19 protein-coding genes are annotated in these 18,108 nt (G+C 40.5%); all 19 read left to right on the top strand.

The features are described 5' to 3' along the window. The first annotated feature begins 75 nt into the window (after positions 1-75). The 19 genes from alaS to Q7J41_RS07495 all read left to right on the top strand — a co-directional run bounded on the left by alaS (position 76) and on the right by Q7J41_RS07495 (position 17,349). Positions 76-2,715, top strand: coding sequence for an alanine--tRNA ligase (alaS, locus tag Q7J41_RS07580; RefSeq protein WP_304886767.1), 2,640 nt, complete (start codon positions 76-78; stop codon positions 2,713-2,715). 112 nt (positions 2,716-2,827) lie between these two features. Next, positions 2,828-3,079, top strand: a complete 252-nt coding sequence (locus Q7J41_RS07575; RefSeq protein ID WP_026396169.1) for an IreB family regulatory phosphoprotein — start codon at positions 2,828-2,830, stop codon at positions 3,077-3,079. Positions 3,080-3,336: 257 nt separating this feature from the next. After that, entirely contained in the window at positions 3,337-4,281 is a 945-nt protein-coding gene (locus Q7J41_RS07570; RefSeq protein WP_304886765.1) for an aldo/keto reductase, read from the top strand. Positions 4,282-4,311: 30 nt separating this feature from the next. Next, positions 4,312-4,728 (top strand): Holliday junction resolvase RuvX, encoded by a 417-nt coding sequence (gene ruvX, locus Q7J41_RS07565; protein ID WP_026396171.1) that lies wholly within the window; start codon positions 4,312-4,314, stop codon positions 4,726-4,728. 86 nt (positions 4,729-4,814) lie between these two features. Next, the gene (locus Q7J41_RS07560; protein WP_304886762.1) at positions 4,815-5,102 is read left to right on the top strand and encodes a DUF1292 domain-containing protein; all 288 of its coding nucleotides are present in this window, start codon (positions 4,815-4,817) and stop codon (positions 5,100-5,102) included. Between the two features lie 122 nt (positions 5,103-5,224). Continuing rightward, positions 5,225-5,491: a DNA/RNA nuclease SfsA gene (locus Q7J41_RS17800; RefSeq protein ID WP_370650997.1), complete on the top strand. Its 267-nt coding sequence runs from the start codon at positions 5,225-5,227 to the stop codon at positions 5,489-5,491. A 5-nt stretch (positions 5,492-5,496) separates the two neighbouring features. Then, a complete protein-coding gene (locus Q7J41_RS07555) occupies positions 5,497-5,946 on the top strand; it encodes a Fur family transcriptional regulator (RefSeq protein ID WP_304886760.1) in 450 nt (149 codons plus the stop codon). Between the two features lie 43 nt (positions 5,947-5,989). After that, the gene (locus Q7J41_RS07550) at positions 5,990-7,687 is read left to right on the top strand and encodes a ribonuclease J (protein WP_304886855.1); all 1,698 of its coding nucleotides are present in this window, start codon (positions 5,990-5,992) and stop codon (positions 7,685-7,687) included. A 71-nt stretch (positions 7,688-7,758) separates the two neighbouring features. Beyond that, on the top strand, positions 7,759-8,127 hold the full coding sequence (locus tag Q7J41_RS07545) for a YlbF family regulator (RefSeq protein WP_304886759.1): 369 nt from the start codon (positions 7,759-7,761) through the stop codon (positions 8,125-8,127). A 103-nt stretch (positions 8,128-8,230) separates the two neighbouring features. Then, on the top strand, positions 8,231-9,313 hold the full coding sequence (gene mltG / locus Q7J41_RS07540; RefSeq protein WP_304886757.1) for an endolytic transglycosylase MltG: 1,083 nt from the start codon (positions 8,231-8,233) through the stop codon (positions 9,311-9,313). Between the two features lie 76 nt (positions 9,314-9,389). Next, the gene (locus Q7J41_RS07535; RefSeq protein WP_304886755.1) at positions 9,390-10,040 is read left to right on the top strand and encodes an O-methyltransferase; all 651 of its coding nucleotides are present in this window, start codon (positions 9,390-9,392) and stop codon (positions 10,038-10,040) included. Positions 10,041-10,105: 65 nt separating this feature from the next. Then, positions 10,106-11,335: a U32 family peptidase gene (locus Q7J41_RS07530; protein ID WP_304886753.1), complete on the top strand. Its 1,230-nt coding sequence runs from the start codon at positions 10,106-10,108 to the stop codon at positions 11,333-11,335. 252 nt (positions 11,336-11,587) lie between these two features. Beyond that, entirely contained in the window at positions 11,588-12,952 is a 1,365-nt protein-coding gene (locus tag Q7J41_RS07525; protein ID WP_304886751.1) for a sodium:proton antiporter, read from the top strand. 178 nt (positions 12,953-13,130) lie between these two features. After that, positions 13,131-13,535 (top strand): hypothetical protein, encoded by a 405-nt coding sequence (locus tag Q7J41_RS07520; protein ID WP_304886749.1) that lies wholly within the window; start codon positions 13,131-13,133, stop codon positions 13,533-13,535. Positions 13,536-13,749: 214 nt separating this feature from the next. Continuing rightward, positions 13,750-14,472: a LytTR family DNA-binding domain-containing protein gene (locus tag Q7J41_RS07515; RefSeq protein ID WP_304886747.1), complete on the top strand. Its 723-nt coding sequence runs from the start codon at positions 13,750-13,752 to the stop codon at positions 14,470-14,472. Continuing rightward, positions 14,472-15,749 (top strand): sensor histidine kinase, encoded by a 1,278-nt coding sequence (locus Q7J41_RS07510; RefSeq protein ID WP_304886745.1) that lies wholly within the window; start codon positions 14,472-14,474, stop codon positions 15,747-15,749. The genes Q7J41_RS07515 and Q7J41_RS07510 overlap by 1 nt, the downstream gene beginning before the upstream one ends. A gap of 167 nt (positions 15,750-15,916) precedes the next feature. Beyond that, the gene (locus tag Q7J41_RS07505) at positions 15,917-16,063 is read left to right on the top strand and encodes a cyclic lactone autoinducer peptide (protein ID WP_304886743.1); all 147 of its coding nucleotides are present in this window, start codon (positions 15,917-15,919) and stop codon (positions 16,061-16,063) included. 8 nt (positions 16,064-16,071) lie between these two features. Beyond that, positions 16,072-16,626 carry an accessory gene regulator B family protein gene (locus tag Q7J41_RS07500; RefSeq protein WP_304886740.1) on the top strand — a complete coding sequence of 185 codons (555 nt, stop codon included), beginning with the start codon at positions 16,072-16,074 and terminating at the stop codon, positions 16,624-16,626. 90 nt (positions 16,627-16,716) lie between these two features. Beyond that, entirely contained in the window at positions 16,717-17,349 is a 633-nt protein-coding gene (locus Q7J41_RS07495; protein WP_304886739.1) for a hypothetical protein, read from the top strand. Positions 17,350-18,108 lie beyond the last annotated feature (759 nt).

Genomic DNA, 18,108 nt, shown 5'->3' with positions numbered 1-18,108 from the left:
TTTTGTTTTTATAACAAATTGGAGAGCAGTAGCTGCTTTTCGATCAGAAGCCAAAAAATTGATAAGGAGAAAAAAATGAAACCATTAGGATTAAATGAAATCAGAGAAAAGTATCTGGCATTTTTTGAAGAAAAAGGACATTTGCGATTAAACAGTTTTCCATTAGTGCCGATTAACGACAAGAGTCTGTTGCTGATCAACTCAGGGATGGCACCGTTGAAACCCTATTTTACCGGAGATGAAATACCACCTCGAAATCGGGTGACAACCTGTCAGAAATGTATTCGTACCCCGGATATTGAAAACGTCGGAAAAACGGCGAGACACGGGACATTTTTTGAAATGCTGGGAAATTTTTCCTTTGGTGATTATTTCAAAAAAGAAGCCATTCCATGGGCCTGGGAATTCTGTACCGAGGTGATGGAAATACCGGAAGATAAGATCTGGATCACTATTTATCTGGATGATGATGAAGCTTTTAAAATCTGGAATGAAGATGTCGGAATTCCTAAAGAAAAAATTGTCCGGTTGGGAAAAGAAGATAATTTCTGGGAACATGGCCTGGGACCCTGTGGCCCCTGTTCCGAGCTATATTTTGACCGCGGCGAAGAATACGGCTGTGACAGCCCCACCTGCAGTGTCGGCTGTGATTGCGACCGTTATGTCGAATTCTGGAACCTGGTATTCACCCAATTTGATAAAGATGAAGCCGGCAACTATAACCTGTTGCCAAAACCAAATATTGATACCGGTATGGGACTGGAACGTCTAGCAGTGGTAATGCAGGGTGTGGGTACCATTTTTGAAATTGATACCGTTGGTCATGTGCTCAATTATATCTGCAAAAAAGCGGCTGTGAATTATGGCGATGATCCGCAGGATGACATCTCCATCCGGGTTATCACTGACCATATTCGCAGTGTTACCTTTATGATCGCTGACGGTGTAATGCCTGGTAATGAAGGCCGCGGTTATGTATTGCGACGTTTGCTTCGCCGAGCCGTTCGTCACGGGAAATTGTTGGGAATCAAGGATCTTTTCCTTTATGATGTAGCGAAAGAAGCGATTCGGGTTTCCGAAGGTGCTTATCCTGAATTACGCGAAAAACAGGATTTCATTCAAAAGTTGATCCGCATTGAAGAAGAGCGCTTTAAAGAAACTATCGATCAGGGTCTGGCGCTGTTAAACAAAGAACTGGATAAAATTATCGAGATGGAAGAAACGGTATTCCCCGGCGGCGGTGCCTTTAAACTCTATGATACCTATGGCTTTCCCTATGATCTGACCAAGGAAATTGTTGAAGAACGGGGACTGACTATTATCGCCGAAGAATTTGAAAAAGAAATGGAGGCTCAGCGGGAACGAGCTCGACAGGATCGACTCAACAGCGATTTAGCAGTATGGGCTGATGATCCTTTTAATCCCCTGGGACCGGATGCAGTAAATACCTTTGTGGGCTATGACAACTTGGATGCCGAAGGTACGATTTTAGGACTCTATGTCAATGAAGCCCTGGTGGACGAAGCCAAAGCTGGGGATGAGGTGCTGGTGCTCTTGGATCAGACATCATTCTATGCTGAAAGCGGTGGCCAAACCGGCGATCATGGTGTCATTCAAAAAGGTGATGGACTGATTGAAATCCGTGATTGTAAAAAAGGGAGTCTGAGCCGACATATTCACTCCGGTACAGTTAAATCGGGAACCTTTAAGGTAGGCGAAAGCGTCATTACCGAGGTCAACAAAGATTTAAGAGACGCAGTACAGCGGAACCATACGTCGACCCATTTATTACAAAAAGCCCTGAAACAGGTTTTAGGTGACCATGTTGAACAGGCCGGATCATTTGTTTCGCCAGAGCGTTTACGCTTTGACTTTAATCATTTCCAGGCGATGACCCGGGATGAAAAACGTCAGGTGGAAGACATTGTTAATACTGCGATCTTAGCGGCTTATGATGTGTCCATCTTTGAAACGAATATTGATCAAGCCAAAGAACTGGGAGCAACGGCTCTATTTGGCGAAAAATACGGTGAAATCGTCCGGGTTGTCAAGGTCGGCGACTTCAGTACCGAGCTTTGCGGCGGCTGTCATATCAGTAATTCGGCTAAGGTCGGGATGTTTAAAATTATCAGTGAAGGCGGTGTTGCTGCCGGAATTCGGCGGATTGAGGCGGCAACTGGTTTTAATGCCTGGCATCTGGTGGAAAAAATGGATGATACCCTGGTTGAGGTATCTAATCTGATGAAAACAAACCCGGATCAATTACTGGAAAAGGTTACGGAGTTGACTGAAATCAGCAAACAGAAGGAACGCACCATTGCCGAACTGAAACAGAAATTTGCCGGTAATGCGATTATGGATATCCATCAGAAAATGGTGATCATCAGTGGCGTTCAGGTTACCATTGCCGAAGTAGAAAATATGCCGATGGAAGAGCTGCGCACCATTGGAGATTTACTGAAAGACCGGATGGGTTCTGGCGTTGTGCTGCTGGGGAGCGCTCTGGAGGGCAAGGTTAATTTTGTGGCAACGGCAACTCCGGATATTGTCAAACGCGGCTTCCATGCTGGCAAAGTCATTAAAGAAGTGGCGGCAATAGCCGGCGGAGGTGGTGGCGGACGTCCAGATATGGCGCAAGCTGGGGGGAAACTTCCGGAAAAACTGGCAGAATCCCTTGTAAAGGGAGAGGCATGCATTCGGGAACAGTTGAATTAATTTATTAAGAAAAAGAAAAATTATGTCATATGACTTGTCTTTTCTTTCGCTTTGGGTTAAAATGATATAAATTGATTGTGAAGGAGGTCAGATGACAATGGGAGAAAATACGGTGATTGATCGAGGAACCATTATGTTTGAGGTCGATAGCGAAAAGTCTCAGAAGATCGACGAAGTGATGCGCAATGTACATAAGGCTCTAGTTGAAAAAGGGTATAACCCCGTCAATCAAATTGTAGGTTATGTCATGTCAGGAGATCCGACCTATATCACAAGTCACAGAGAAGCGCGAAATGCCATACAGAAAATTGAACGGGATGAGTTACTCGAAGAACTTGTTCGACGTTACTTAAAAAGTATTTAGTAGGCTGTTAAATTGGGGCTGTCTCAACCGAGGCAGTCCTATTTTAGTTCAGCAGGGCGATAGAGATTGTATAGGTTGGTTTCATACCACCGTACCGATCAATTGTTAATCTGTTGTATGCTTGCAATTCGTACAGGCTACGCCGTGTTCGCCTTGATGCACACAACAGGATGTAACAATTGTCGGTACTAACGATATCGTTTTAATTACTATATTCTCATTAAACATAACACTTGTGGTTAGGAAACGATCTAAAGATGAAAATCAATACCCTGGGCAATACCGGTATCAAGGTATCCCGAATGTGCTTTGGCAGTTTGACGATTGGTCCGCTGCAAAAAAATAAAACCCTTTTGGAAAGCCGGGAAATCATCGCAGCTGCCTTGGACTGTGGCGTTAATTTTTTTGACACGGCCGATCTGTATAATAATTATGATCACCTGCGGGCGGCAATCGCGATGCAGCAGGATGTGGTTGTTGCGACAAAATCCTATGATTATACAGCAGCGGGAGTTCGTAGCAGCTTAAATCGGGCTCTGACTGAATTGGACCGGGATTATGTTGATCTTTACCTGCTCCATGAGCAGGAGAGCCAAAAAACCATTGAAGGTCATTGGGAAGCCATTGAGGCGCTGATTGCCGAAAAAAAAGCGGGGAAAGTAAGAGCTATCGGCATTTCCACCCATCGGGTGGAAGGTGTTTACGGGGCGAATCGGTTTCCCGAGCTGGATGTGATTCATCCGCTGATCAATTTAACGGGAATCGGCATTGAAGATGGAACCGCTCAGGAAATGGTGGTAGCTATCCATGAAGCCAAAAAACTGGGGAAGGGCATTTATGGCATGAAGCCTTTAGGCGGCGGTAATCTGCTTTCCCGGAAACAAGCCAGTTTCGAGTTTGTTTTGAATAATGCCGATCTGGATGCCATTGCGATTGGGGTTCAATCGGTTAACGAAGTGCTGTATAATGTCAAAATATTCAATGGTGAAAAAATTTCCGAGGATTTGGAGACCGCCGTCTCCAGTGCCGAAAAAACACTGCATATCAGTGACTGGTGCACTGGTTGCGGCGAATGCGTGCGTCGCTGCAACCAGAAAGCCCTGGCCGTAGTTGTGGGAAAAGCCCAAGTTGATGAAAAAAAATGTGTGCTTTGCTGTTATTGCAGCACCGCCTGTAAAGACTTTTGCATTAAAGTGATTTAATACAGTCATAACAAATAGATGGGATAATGAATGGAAAGAATTTTAGGAATTGATGTTGGCGACAAACGGATTGGGGTGGCTGTGACGGATCCGTTGCAGATTACCGCTCAGGGTGTTATGACCCTCAAACGAAAGACCCGGGATGACGATTTAGAAGCATTTCGAGAGCTCATTGCAAAATATGAGATTAAAAAAGTGGTAGCTGGCCTACCGCTGAACATGGATGGTTCAGAATCCGCTCAGACCCGGAAAACAGTGAACTTTTGTCAGTTTATCAAGAAACGGCTGGATATTGAAATCATCTATATTGATGAGCGATTAACCTCAGCCTGGTCTGAAAAAGTATTGATCGAAGGAAATGTTTCCCGGGAGAACCGTAAAGATTATATCGATATGCTGGCGGCTCAGATTATTCTCCAGTCTTATATGGATCGGGCAGTTAAATAATTTGTGAATAATGGATTCTTTAAGCATGAAAAGGTATAATTACAAGATTATGAGCGAAATAAAATAAAATTGAAAGAGAAGTTGATATGGAAGAAAAAATAATTTTAGAAGATGAAAATGGCGTTGCAAGAGAGTTTGATTTAGAAGTTTCGTTTCCTCTGGGTGAAAAGACTTATGTGCTTTTAACAGAAGGCGAAGAAAGTGACGATGTGTTTGCTTTCTTTATCGATGTAGACGAGGATGGTGAAATTCTGGTACCAGTTGAAGATGAAGCCGAATTTGCTTTAATTGAAGCCGAATATGATCGCATCATGGATGAAGAATACGAAGATTTAGAGGATGACGAAGACGATGATGAAGGTGAAGTTGAGTAAGAACCTCCGTGTCAACGGGCGTTCTTAGCCAACCCAATCGTTTCATTCAAGGTAATGATCAACCAGGAAGAGATAGCTGCTCATGTGCCCAATGCCGGTCGCATGAGTGAGCTTCTTGTTTTCTGAGAGTACAACATCTAGCCGAATTAATCAAGGCTCACCAGGAGGGTTACCATACCGGTGTTATTTTTGTTGTGCAACGCAATGATGTCAAATTGTTTCAGTCGGATCAACTAAAGAATCAAAAGTTTTTACGTTTATTGGGTCAATGTCATAGTCTGGGAATAGAGATCCGTGCGCTTTCCTGTGATATTGATGGAGTAAATATAGAAATTATCAGCGAGTTGCCTGTAACTGTTTTATCAGAAGAAACTGAAAAAGAGGTGTGACAACTATGAATAATGAAAAACAAATTGTGGATGCGCTCAGAAAAAGAGGGAACAAAGTAACCCCTCAACGTCTGGTTACCATTGAAGTTCTGATGACCTTCAGGGAGCAGCACTTTAGTGTTGAGGAATTATTCAAGGGTGTTAAACAGCGCAATCCTGATGTGGGAATGTCGACCATTTATCGAACGGTGCAAATATTAGAAGAAATGGGACTCATTACCAAACGTAATTTTGATGATGGCTTTGCTCGGTACGAACTCTGCGAGTTGGATGAAAAACACTGGCATCATCATTTAATCTGCTTAAAATGCGGAAAGGTTATCGAAATGCAAGACGATTTCCTGGAAGCTCTTGAAAAAGAAATAGAAGAAAAGAAGGATTTTATAATAATCAATCACGAACTTAAAGTGTACGGATATTGTTCGGATTGTTATGCAATAACGAAAGGAGAATAATTTGACTGAAAATAAAAACTTAATAACGACGGAAACTCAACGAATGGAGGGCCGCTCACGATCGCGACGAAAACCGCAACCTCAGAAGAACAAAGATAAACTGAGATTGGTTCCATTGGGGGGCTTAGGTGAAATTGGGAAAAACCTGAACGTATTCGAATACAAGGATGATATCATCCTGGTGGATTGCGGTCTGAAGTTTCCCGATGACGACATGTTCGGGATCGATATCGTGCTACCAGATTATAATTATATTCTGGAGAATCAGGATAAGGTTAAGGGAGTTGTCATTACTCATGGGCACGAAGATCATATTGGCGGGCTTGTTTATCTGCTGAGAAAGATCAACATCCCTATTTACGCCACCAAATTCACCATGGGCCTGATTGATAAAAAGCTCAAAGAGCATGGTTTATTAACCAAAACCACCCGAATTATCGTTAAACCAAAAGATCGGATTGATATCGGCGAATTTAACGTTGAGTTTATTCGCGTCAATCACAGTATTGCTGATGCAGTGGGACTGTGTATCAAATGTGCGGCAGCTACCGTTGTCCACACCGGCGATTTTAAAATAGACTACCATCCAATTGGTGGCGAAGTAATCGACTTGCAGCGATTTGCCAAAATTGGATCACAAGGTGTCGATCTGCTGATGTCAGATAGTACCAATGTGGAAGGCACTGGATTTACACAATCTGAGAGCAGTGTTGGGCCAACACTTTTCAATTTATTCAGAAACGCCAAAGGACGAATTATCGTTACGACATTTGCCTCTAATGTTCATCGACTCCAGCAGGTGATTGATGCAGCAGTAGAATATAACCGCAAAGTTATCATTTGTGGACGAAGTATGGAAAATGTCAGCGAAGTGGCGATGGATTTGGGTTATATGAAAATGCCTCCAAATGTGCAGGTTCAGTTACGCGACATAAATAAGTATAAAGACAAAGAATTAGTGATTATTACTACCGGCAGCCAGGGAGAACCGATGGCCGCCCTGGGACGAATGGCATTAGGTGAGCACCGTCATCTGACCATCAAAAAAGAAGACCTCGTTGTCATTTCGGCATCCGCTGTACCGGGAAATGAGAAGATGGTTTCAGAGGTTATCAATAAATTAGTGGAATTGGGATCTGATGTTGTTTATGGGGGATTCGCTGAAATTCATGTTTCCGGTCATGCCCGACAAGAAGAACTGAAACTGATGATTACCCTGGTCAGACCAAAACATTTTCTTCCGGTTCATGGGGAAAGTCGCATGTTAATGAAACATGTAGAACTGGCGCAAAGCGTTGGCATGAAAAAGGAAAAGACCTTTATTGCCGAAAATGGAAATATCCTTGAAATTGATAAACGCAGTATCCAAATTGTCGGTAAAACCCAAGCCGAACCGGTTCTGGTTGATGGACTGGGAGTTGGCGATATTGGCAATATCGTTCTGAACGATCGGAAACGATTGTCAGAAGATGGTCTTTTCATTGTCGTTTGTACGATGCATAAAGGCAAGGCGATTTCAGGGCCGGATATTATCTCCCGGGGATTTGTTTATGTGAGAGAATCGGAAGAACTCATTAATAACGCTCGGGAAGAGGTAAAGAAAGCCTTGATATCTTGTGAAGAAAAGGGTATTATAGACTGGAATTCCATCAAAAATGTTATCCGCGAAAGCCTGTTTAAATATCTCTATGCAAAAACACAGCGGAAACCGATGATCCTGCCCATCTTGATGGAAGTGTAATTTAATAAGGCGATTGTTTAAGACAAATTTCTTATCCAGTTCCCGATAAAATTAAAAAATAGGAGTAACGTATGAACGTATATGATGAAGCCAATAATTTGGCACGAGCACTCAAAGAATCCACCGAATACAAGAATTTTTTAGCAGCAAAAGAAAAATTGGAACAAGATCCCGAAAAATTTGAAATGGCCAAGGACTATATGCGTAAGCAGATGGAAATTCAATCATTTCAAATGCTCGGAAATGAGCTGACTGAAGAGCAGATTACTGCCTATAATGCCGTTGCAAACACCATTATGGGTATTCCGGAAATCGCCGAATTTTTTCAGGCACAAATGTATTTTTCGGTCGTTTTTCAGGATATTACCGACATTATGGCAAAAGCAGTCGATTTGGACATGGGTCTGTTTGATACAGAAGAAGAAGGCTGTGGCGCGTAAACAACCATTTAAATAAAAACAATACAAAAAGAATATAGGTGCCCACCTCAATCGCGGTCCTATATTCTTTTTATGGTTTTAGAAATGAAAGGAAGGTGAAAGGATGAGTAACAGGACAAATCAAACCAGACAGTCGCCCCGAAAAAAAACGGGAAAATTGATTGCCATTATTCTTTTATTATTAGTCGTATTTGGCGCAACTGGGGTGTTCAGTTTTAATTATTTTATTGGCCAAATGCTTACACCAGTGGGAGATGGAGACCTTGTCTATGTGCAAATTGAAGAAGGTTCCGTCATCAGCGATGTGGCAGCACAATTGGCAGAAAACAACCTGATCAGGGATGCTTTTGCTTTTGAGATGTTGGCCAAAAAAGAGAATACTGCTCACCAGATCCAATCCGGCTATTACGCTTTCAGCCCGGCCGAATCGGCCCAGCAGATTCTGGATCGTCTGATAACGGGTGATGTTGCGGATGCTACGGTTACCATTCCTGAAGGACGTAATATTCTAGAATTTGCCGAAATTTTAGAAACAAAAAATGTATGCGATGCCGAGGCATTTATCGAAGAAACAAAAAAAGTGTCAGAATATCAGAAAAACTATCCGATTCTAAGCAATATTCCCCTGTCTGACAAAGACGGGGTCAGCCGAACGCTGGAGGGTTACCTTTTTCCCGATACCTACAGTTTTTCACCAGGCGTTGAGCCATCAGAAGTGGTGACTGCGATGCTGGACCGTTTTGTAGAGGTCTATGATCAAGATTATTTAAAACGAACCAAAGAAATGGGTAAGACAGTCGATGAGATCGTAATTATGGCTTCCATTGTGGAACTGGAAACCAAACTGGTTGAAGACAAGGCTAATGCCGCCAGTGTCTTTTACAATCGAATTGCGGAAAATATGCCGCTTCAGTCAGACATTACCGTGGACTATGCCCGCGGTGAAAAAACTGCGGTATTAACAACAGCGGAAACCCAATTCGCATCACCGTATAATACTTATATCAATACCGGATTACCCTTTGGACCGATTTGTTCCTTCGGGGAAACATCCTTAGAAGCTGCCCTATATCCGGCCGAAACCAAATATTTATATTTTGTTGCCGATATGAGCTCGGGAAAAATCTATTTCAACGAAACCTATGAAGAACATCTCGAGGATGTTGAAAAATACATGGGCAACTAATTAAGACGAACAGATATGTAAGTCAGGCGCCAATAATAAAGGGGCCGTCAATTAAAAAAAGAATGAAGGCCAGACTGTGAGTGAAATTGTACAAGATTACATTGAGGATTATATCAGAAGGCTAATTCCTGCTGATCGTCCCGAAATTGAAGAATTCAGAAAAAGAGCGCTGGACGACGAGATCCCCATCATCCATAAAGAAGTTCAAAAACACATCGAATTATTGATCGCTACTAATAAAATCCAGACCATTTTGGAGGTTGGTACAGCGGTGGGCTTTTCGGCATCAATTTTTGCCGAAGCCATGGGTTCAAAGGGACAAGTGGACACCATTGAACGAAATTTAAACATGGTGGTTCAGGCAGACGAGAATATTACCAGTCTGGGACTGAACCATCAGATCAACCTGATGGTTGGGGATGCCCAGGAAAAACTGGCTGAACTTGATAAGAGCTATGATATGATCTTTTTGGATGGTGCCAAAGGCCATTATATCCATTTGCTAGACGATTGCCTGCGGTGTTTAAAACCCGGCGGACTATTGATTTCCGATAATGTGCTGTTTAAAGGTATGATTGCCAGCAATGATTTGGTCATTCGCCGAAAGATAACCATTGTCAAACGGATGCGGGTGTATCTGGAAACGATCACCAGCCATCCCCAATTAATTACCAGCATTTTGCCATTAGGTGACGGGTTGGCGATTAGCTGGAAAAAAGATCAGTAAGATTTTTAAATAGGTAGTATTAATAGGAAGAGAATTAAAACGAGCGTTAAAGAACGGAGAGACATATGAAAAAACCGGAACTTTTAGCACCGGCAGGAAATTTTGAAAAATTACGGTATGCCTTGCATTATGGAGCCGATGCGGTCTATTGTGCCGGCAAGAAATTTGGGCTCCGGGCAAAAGCGGACAATTTTGATCTGGCCGGACTGGCCGAGGCAGTCGAGTATGTCCGTGAACGTGATAAAAAAATTTATATCACCTTGAACATGATTCCCCACAATGCAGACTTCGACGGTCTGCCCGAATATGTCAGCGAACTCAAAGACCTGGGAATTGACGGCGTTATTGTGGCCGATCCCGGGGTTTTTTCTGTGGTGCAGGAAGTTGCCCCGGATTTAAAAATATCAGTGAGTACCCAGGCCAATAATACCAATTGGCGAAGTGTGGCATTCTGGCATGCCCAGGGCGCCAAACGGATTGTGCTGGCTCGCGAACTGGGACTTAGCGAGATTCAGGAAATTCGCGAAAAAGTGGCTCCGGAAATGGAAATCGAAATTTTTGTTCACGGTGCGATGTGTATTTCCTACTCGGGACGCTGTCTGTTAAGTCATTACATGACTGGCAGAAATTCGAATCAGGGCGATTGCGCCCATCCCTGCCGATGGAAGTATCACCTGATTGAAGAAACCCGGCCAGATGAAGCCTTTTCCATCGAAGAGGATGCCACCGGATCCTTTATTTTCAACTCCAAGGATCTCTGCTTGATCAATGAAATCCCGGCGCTGATGGCGGCCGGGGTGGACAGCTTTAAAATCGAAGGCCGGATGAAAAGCCTTTATTATGTAGCCACCGTCGTATCGGCCTATCGCAGTGCCATTGATTACACGTATGATAATCCCGGGGTGACACAGCTTGATGAGGGCTATTATAATGAGCTGACAAAGGTCAGCCACCGTAATTACACGAAAGGGTTTTTTAGCGGCAAAACAACATCAGATGATCAAAATTACGGTACCAGCAGTTATACCCGGCATTATGATTTTGTCGGTCTGGTTCGGGAATATGACGAAAACACCGGGATGGCCTTAATTGAGCAACGCAACAAGGTATCAATCGGTGACGAGATCGAGATTATGATTCCCGGAAAAGGCTTTGTCAAGCAAAAAATTGCGATAATGACCGACAAATCCGGGGCGGCAATTGAGTCCACACCCCATCCCAAAATGCTTTACTATCTACAGATGGGCGCAGCAGTTAAACCGATGGATATAATCAGAAAACAGGACCAAGTTTGACAGAAAAATAACAGAAAAAACAGACGCTCGTTTACATAAAAAAGCGAATAAAATAGTAATGAAAAGCCATTGACACGTGATTATTAAAGTGCTATAATTCAGAAAGTTTGAAGAGTGTACTAGGTTAACATCAATAGAGATGTTGATTACTCTTGTTTAAGACTCAGACTTATCAAAGGTGATAACAGGTAGAGCCTATCTTGTTATTGCCTTTTTTTTGTGCGATTTTTTATGGAATTCAAAGGAGAAGAAATGTATAATTTTGATCAGTTGCTTACCCTGTTCAGTGTACTGCTTTTGTTAGTGGTCGTGTTTAGTTTTATTAATGAGAAAACAATAAAACTGCCCTATGAAATTGGTCTGGTCGTTTTTGGATTTATCTTTGTTGTTATTTATATAATAGGCCGGAACTTAAATCTTGTCCACTTACCAATGGAGTTTATAAATCTCTACCGGGAATTTGATTTCACCGATTTTCTGTTTAAAGGTATTTTATGCTTTATGCTCTTTAGTGGGGCATCGCGGATCGAATTTGGCGATTTTAGAGCGGACAAATTCCTGATCGGCAGCATGGCAATTATTGGAACCGTGGTATCCACTGTTGTTTATGGTTTGCTTTTTTTCGGTCTGGGCTATCTGATCCATGTTAATATTTCCTTTCTGGAAGCCTGTCTACTTGGCTCAATTGTAGCTCCGACCGATCCGATTTCGGCCATGAGTATTCTGGCAAAGGCCGGATTACCGAAGCGAATCGGCCTGATTATTGAAGGGGAAGCTTTGTTCAATGACGGTGTTGCCGTGGCTATTTTTGCCACCCTGCTAACAGCCTTAAAACTGTCTGCTAACAGTGTCTCCGTAATAAGTTTTGGATGGGGCCTAACCACTGAAATTCTGGGTGCAGTGGCTGTCGGCTTTGTTGTTTCCTTCCTGCTATTTGAAGTCTTCAAACGGTCAAATGACAATTTTATTAAAATATTCACCAGTCTCCTGACTGTGATGCTGGCTTATCTGATTTGTGAATACTTTGTTTTCTCCGGACCGATCGCAGCAGTTATTTGCGGACTTTACTATGCTACCGGAATCGCCGGAATGAAGCGTAAAAATCACAAAGGTATGTCTGAGGAATTACATAACTTATTCTATTCCTTCTGGTCCGTAGTGGATAACCTCTTAAATGGCATCTTATTCCTGTTAGTCGGCGTCATATTGTTGAATATTAAGAACATCAATACCCTCTCAGTCGGAATGATTTTCGCCATCGCAATCGGATCGATCGTATTTAATACGATTGCCAGATTTTTGGGAGTTTACGCTTCGATGATCTTTAACAGAAACCCACCAAAAGGTAAGGGAATGAGAAACTCTAAATTCATTACCTTTATGACCTGGGCCGGTTTAAAAGGCGGTCTTTGTCTGGCCTTGATTATGGGTACCAGCATCTCTCTGGCGACGCCAACCTATAACTTGTTTTTGGTGGCGACCTATGCCATCGTACTGTTTACAACGGTGGTGCAAGGATTATCAGTAGGGAAGGGTTATATATTCCTTAGCAAAAATAAAGTAATTCTGAACCCAAAAAAGAAAAACTTTAAAATAGCCGACAAGCTAATAAAATAAAAGAAAAATGTTAAGATTGCCGGTAGCCCAGCAAAATAAACTGACTTTAGCAATGATTCGATTAGTGTTACAGCACTGTTTTTATGACCGAAAAGATAACCGCTACTTGTGAATGAAATAGGACAGGGTTATAATAAACACAGAGCTTAGAATAAAAAACGCACAAATTGGAGGAATCATGAGAATATATATTGCCGCTTCATGGAAGCATCAGCATGCCGTTGAAATGCTGACCGATTTATTGGAAACCCGGGGCCACACCATCCTATCTTGGATCCGGGAGGGCCGACCGGAAGAAGCCTTTCTGTCGCAAAAAGAGCTGACCCATTTTATTGAGTCATCCGAAGGAACACGGGTTTTTGACTTTTGCATCTCATCGGTTACCAGTGCGGATCTGATCATCTACGTCGGGCCATCCGGCTGTGACGCCTGGGCCGAAATCGGTGCGGCTTACGGCTCCAAGATTCCAGTATTTGGACTGCTAGCTAAGGCCGAACAGGTCGGGCTAATGCGCCATATGATTAAAAACTGGTATCGTTCTATTTCGGAGTTGATGACGGCTGTGGATGCCATCAACAAATAATGACTAAAAATTAACAGCATCAATGATGTGTACTGAAGCTTAAAAATAAAACTGAACGCTTTTTTTTAACGCTATCGTATTAACGGTGGCGTTTTTTTATTGTGGATTAAGAAATAGATACATCTTTAGCGGATTAAATAGCGACATTAAACTGGACAGTTGTTTTATTGTCATGTAAAATGATTTTATAAACCATAAAGAGAAGGTGTCCTGAATGTTTAGTATCGCAATCTGTGATGATCAGCGTGGAATCTGTTCGGAAATTGAAAATATTATTCTAGAATATAAAAAATCAACCCTACAGGAAATGCAAATTGAAGTGTTTTATTCGGCTGAAAAACTCGGTATTTATATGGAACATGAACATAATTTTGATTTAATCTTTCTGGACATTGAAATGAAGGGTTTAAATGGTCTTGATCTGGGTCGCAAAATTCGCGAAGAAATGGATAACCAGGTCACCCAAATTGTATATGTTTCAGGAAAAGAAAGTTATTTTAAAGATTTATTTGAAGTTCGACCGATGCATTTTCTGTCAAAACCTGTGGAGCCGGATAAGGTGATCAAAGACGTTGAACTGGCTATGAAATTAGCAAACCGTTTAGGCGGCATTTTCAGCTACAAAAAAGGATCGGATACACATAAGTTTCCCATAAAAAACATCATCTATTTTCAGAGTGTGAACCGAGAAATTAAAATTGTAACCACAACCGGGGAAGAATTATTTTATGGCAAGCTCCAGGAGGTGTTTCGTCAGGTGTCCAAATACCGGTTTATTACCATTCACAAATCGTATATCATCAATTATGAACAGGTAGCCAATTTTAAGTATGAAGAGGTTCTGATGTCAAATTCAGACTGTCTGCCAATTAGTCAGTTAAAACGAAAAGAAGTCAGAGGACTGCAGATGAAATACGAAAGTGAGAGGTTTCTTTAATGGCGCTAAGCACCTATGAAATGGTATATTTGATAACCAATATTTTTGGAACCTATATCGTTTATAAATTTATGCATATTTTCTTTGAGACCAAAGAAGTCAATCATAAGATAGAATTCTTATCCTATGCGGGATATTACATATTTATTGCGCTGGTATATTTGACTATTAATATACCGGTAATTATGATAATCAGTAATATTCTTGTTTTTTTAGGCCTGTCGTTTAACTATAAAGTAGGCTTAAAAAGACGACTTTTGTCAGTATTTTTGATTTATTTAATAGTAATGTGTGTGGAACTGATTGTTGTCTTGTTGTCCGGTTATTCAAATTATTCTTGGCTGTCAGTTAACAACTATTCGTCAGAATATGGTCTGATCATTTTTCAAATCATGCTATACCTAGTCGTTCGCCTCCTAAACAATTATAAGAATATCAGGAAAGGAGAAACAATCCCGCTGGCCAATTGGATCGCAATTATTTTAATCCCGATTTCATCTTTATATATCATTCTAGCCTTATTTCAAGCAACGGGTCTGGTCTGGGAGCAGGTTCTAGTTGGAGTGGTACTGATACTGCTTGTTAATTTCACAATCTTTTATTTATATGATGTCATTTCAGCTTCCATGGTCGATAAAATGGATAAAATCTTGCTAGGACAGCAAAATAAATACTATCAAAAGCAATTCGAACTAATGGAGTCATACTTAAAAACAACGAAAGCAATGCGACATGATCTGCGTAATCATTTATCAGTTATATACGCATTGGTTGAAAAGGGGGAACGAGACACCGCATTAAAACATCTATCAAAGATGACTGATATTTACGACGATACGAGACAATATGCTTACACCGAAAATATCGATATTGACAGTATTCTAAATTTTAAAATTCAGGCAGCAGAGCAACAAAATATAAAAATCGCCCTTGATCTGAGTATTCCAGAAAAAATGTGCATTCCATCATTTGATGTGGCAATAATTTTGGGGAACTTACTGGATAACGCAATTGAGGCCGTTGCTGAGTTAGAAAAAGAAAGAGAGATAAAAACAAAATTAAACTATGATAAAGGGCGGTTAATTATTCTGGTTGAGAATCCATATCAGGGTGAACGCATAAAAGAAGGAAATCGATATCTGACAACAAATAAAGAGCCAAGCAAACATGGCTTAGGTCTGAAAAATGTAAAAAGTGTTTTGCAAAAATACGATGGGACGATGGATATTACCCAGCAGAAAGAGGTCTTCTCGGTTTCCCTGCTGTTGTTTGTATAGGTGGTTGTTGCGAGCATTCTTTTAATAAGGTTGCTCGTTTTATATTTTAATAAAAATAAAAAATTCTTAGTTCACTACAAAAAAATATATTAATTTCAACATAATCTGGCACAAATGAAAATATATGGTAGATTTAGGACAATAAAAGATGAAAAGAGGGGGATGCTTTGAAAAATCTATCATTAAAGTGCTATCGGGTGATTGCGGCTTTGGCTTTGATGGTGACAACATTAAACGTTAATACAGCCTGTTTTGTTTTTATGTACCAACCAAAACTACCTGAGGGTGCAGAAAAACTCAAAAAGTTCAAATGAGAAGCGTAATGGCGGAGAGAATTACAGATATCCTCGTAAGCAATGAAATTATCATAGCTGAGAACAGAAATTTATATGCCTATGGTTTACAGCAAGGACTGTTGATGATCTTCAATATTGCTACGATTATGGGAATCGGGATTGTGTTAAATATGGTATGGGAAAGCATTATTTTCCTTTTAACATTTATTCCACTTCGTTCCAATACCGGTGGCTACCATGCAAAAACACAGTTAAGATGTTATTTGTATTCAGTCGCAATGATTACAGCCACTTTGATGGGTATTAAGATTATCCCATGGACGGGGATTATTTGTATCGCACTGACACTTGTTGCGGGAATGATCATCTTTTTCCTTGCGCCAGTAGAGGCTGTAAATAAACCGTTAGGACAAGTCGAAAAAGCTGTGTATAAAAAGAGAACACGTTTTTTTTTGGTTTTGTTTGTGTTTTTGGTTTTGCTATTTTGTTATATCGGTCAATTAGCGATTTCAGTTTGTATAATGATGGGGAACGTTGTGGTTGGTATTGTGCTTGTATTGGGAAGAGTTAAGTTATCCTAATACATAGTCGTTTTTACACACTAATTTAGACTTGACATTGCTGGTTTATTGGTTGAAGAATTAATTTAAAAAGGAGATAATATAATAAAGATGAAAAAGTTTAAAATTGTTAGTACTATTTTGCTACTTAGTGTGATGATGTTACCGTTTACAAATGTATTTGCATACGCAGAATCAGATTATTACGCTGGACAAAAAATAGAATTAGGAAAATATTCAGGTACGGTTATTGATGAAAAAGATTTACCTGAGGGGATACAACCAATAAAAGTTGATAGTATCAAGGAAGCAGAAGCATTATTAGAAAAAATCGAAGCTGAATTATCTTTAGCCGAGAAGTTATCATTAGCAAAAAAAAATACGCTTGTAAATCCAGTTAACGGTAGTACACTTACAGATTCAAATTTGGCAACTAGAGGAACCGGCTCGCAAATTAATAACTATAGTTTTATATCTGGTTTATACATAAAAGCATATTACACATACTCTACAAATCCTAATAGGTTTGGAAGTTGTACAGATGTTGCATCATATATAAGCGGTCGTCCATATTTGGATTGGAGACAAACAAATGGCTATGGTGTAGTACTTGATTCTGGGCGAACTTTAGGTGTTAGTTATAGCGGTTATCTCGATACCTATATCTTAATAAATTCTAATTTTACAAAAATGTCTACTGATCATTATAGTTTATATACTGAATTTTATTCCATTGGAATATAGATATTCTAAAATAATATCCATTCCTAAAATAATAATATAGTCAAGTCTAAATTAGTGTGTAAATTACAGAATTATTCATACAAACAATAAAATCCATGAAACCAATGAATCCAGTCCATCTTTTTCTGCTTAATGGGTTAAAGTACAAAAGCATGTAATTACCCCGTTACTGACAAAAGTTAACAGATAAACCAAAACCTTTTGAGAATAGATATCAGGATTAATCGATTACACTAAAATCTAGCAAAAATCTGAAAGTCAATTTTAACGGCAAATAATTATAGACCAACCACCGATGTGATCAAACAGCTGATGTATACAACCATTGGTCAGTTGCCATACTGATGTTGTCTCCACCCACTTTTGTTTGATTCTATTTTTCACGCAGTTCCTTGGGAAAAAATCACTGGCATCGTAGTCGATGACTTCCAGATACCTGATTCCCTTAATTTACCAAATCAATGCGATTAAACTCGCGATTCGGGTACGGGACTATATCTATATCAACATGTTTTGATTAAAGGGATTGGCCGTCTCGTTCGCATCGGTCGAGCCACCTGGTTGAAACTCAGTTTTAGTTTTCCCTTTTCTTGATTAGAACAAAAATTTAAAATTATTATAAAAATTATGTGAGGAAAATAGTAGTGATAATAATTATTTTGGTTATATTGATTATACTGGCAAATGACTTAGGTGGATATATATATGGAGTCAAGAAAATCGATTTAGCAGAAGAATACTCGCGTAAGTATAATAATA

The organism is Acetobacterium sp. (genome assembly GCF_030652775.1).
In the GTDB taxonomy this organism is placed as follows: Bacteria; Bacillota; Clostridia; order Eubacteriales; family Eubacteriaceae; genus Acetobacterium.
This window is presented reverse-complemented; position numbering and strand designations above follow the sequence as displayed.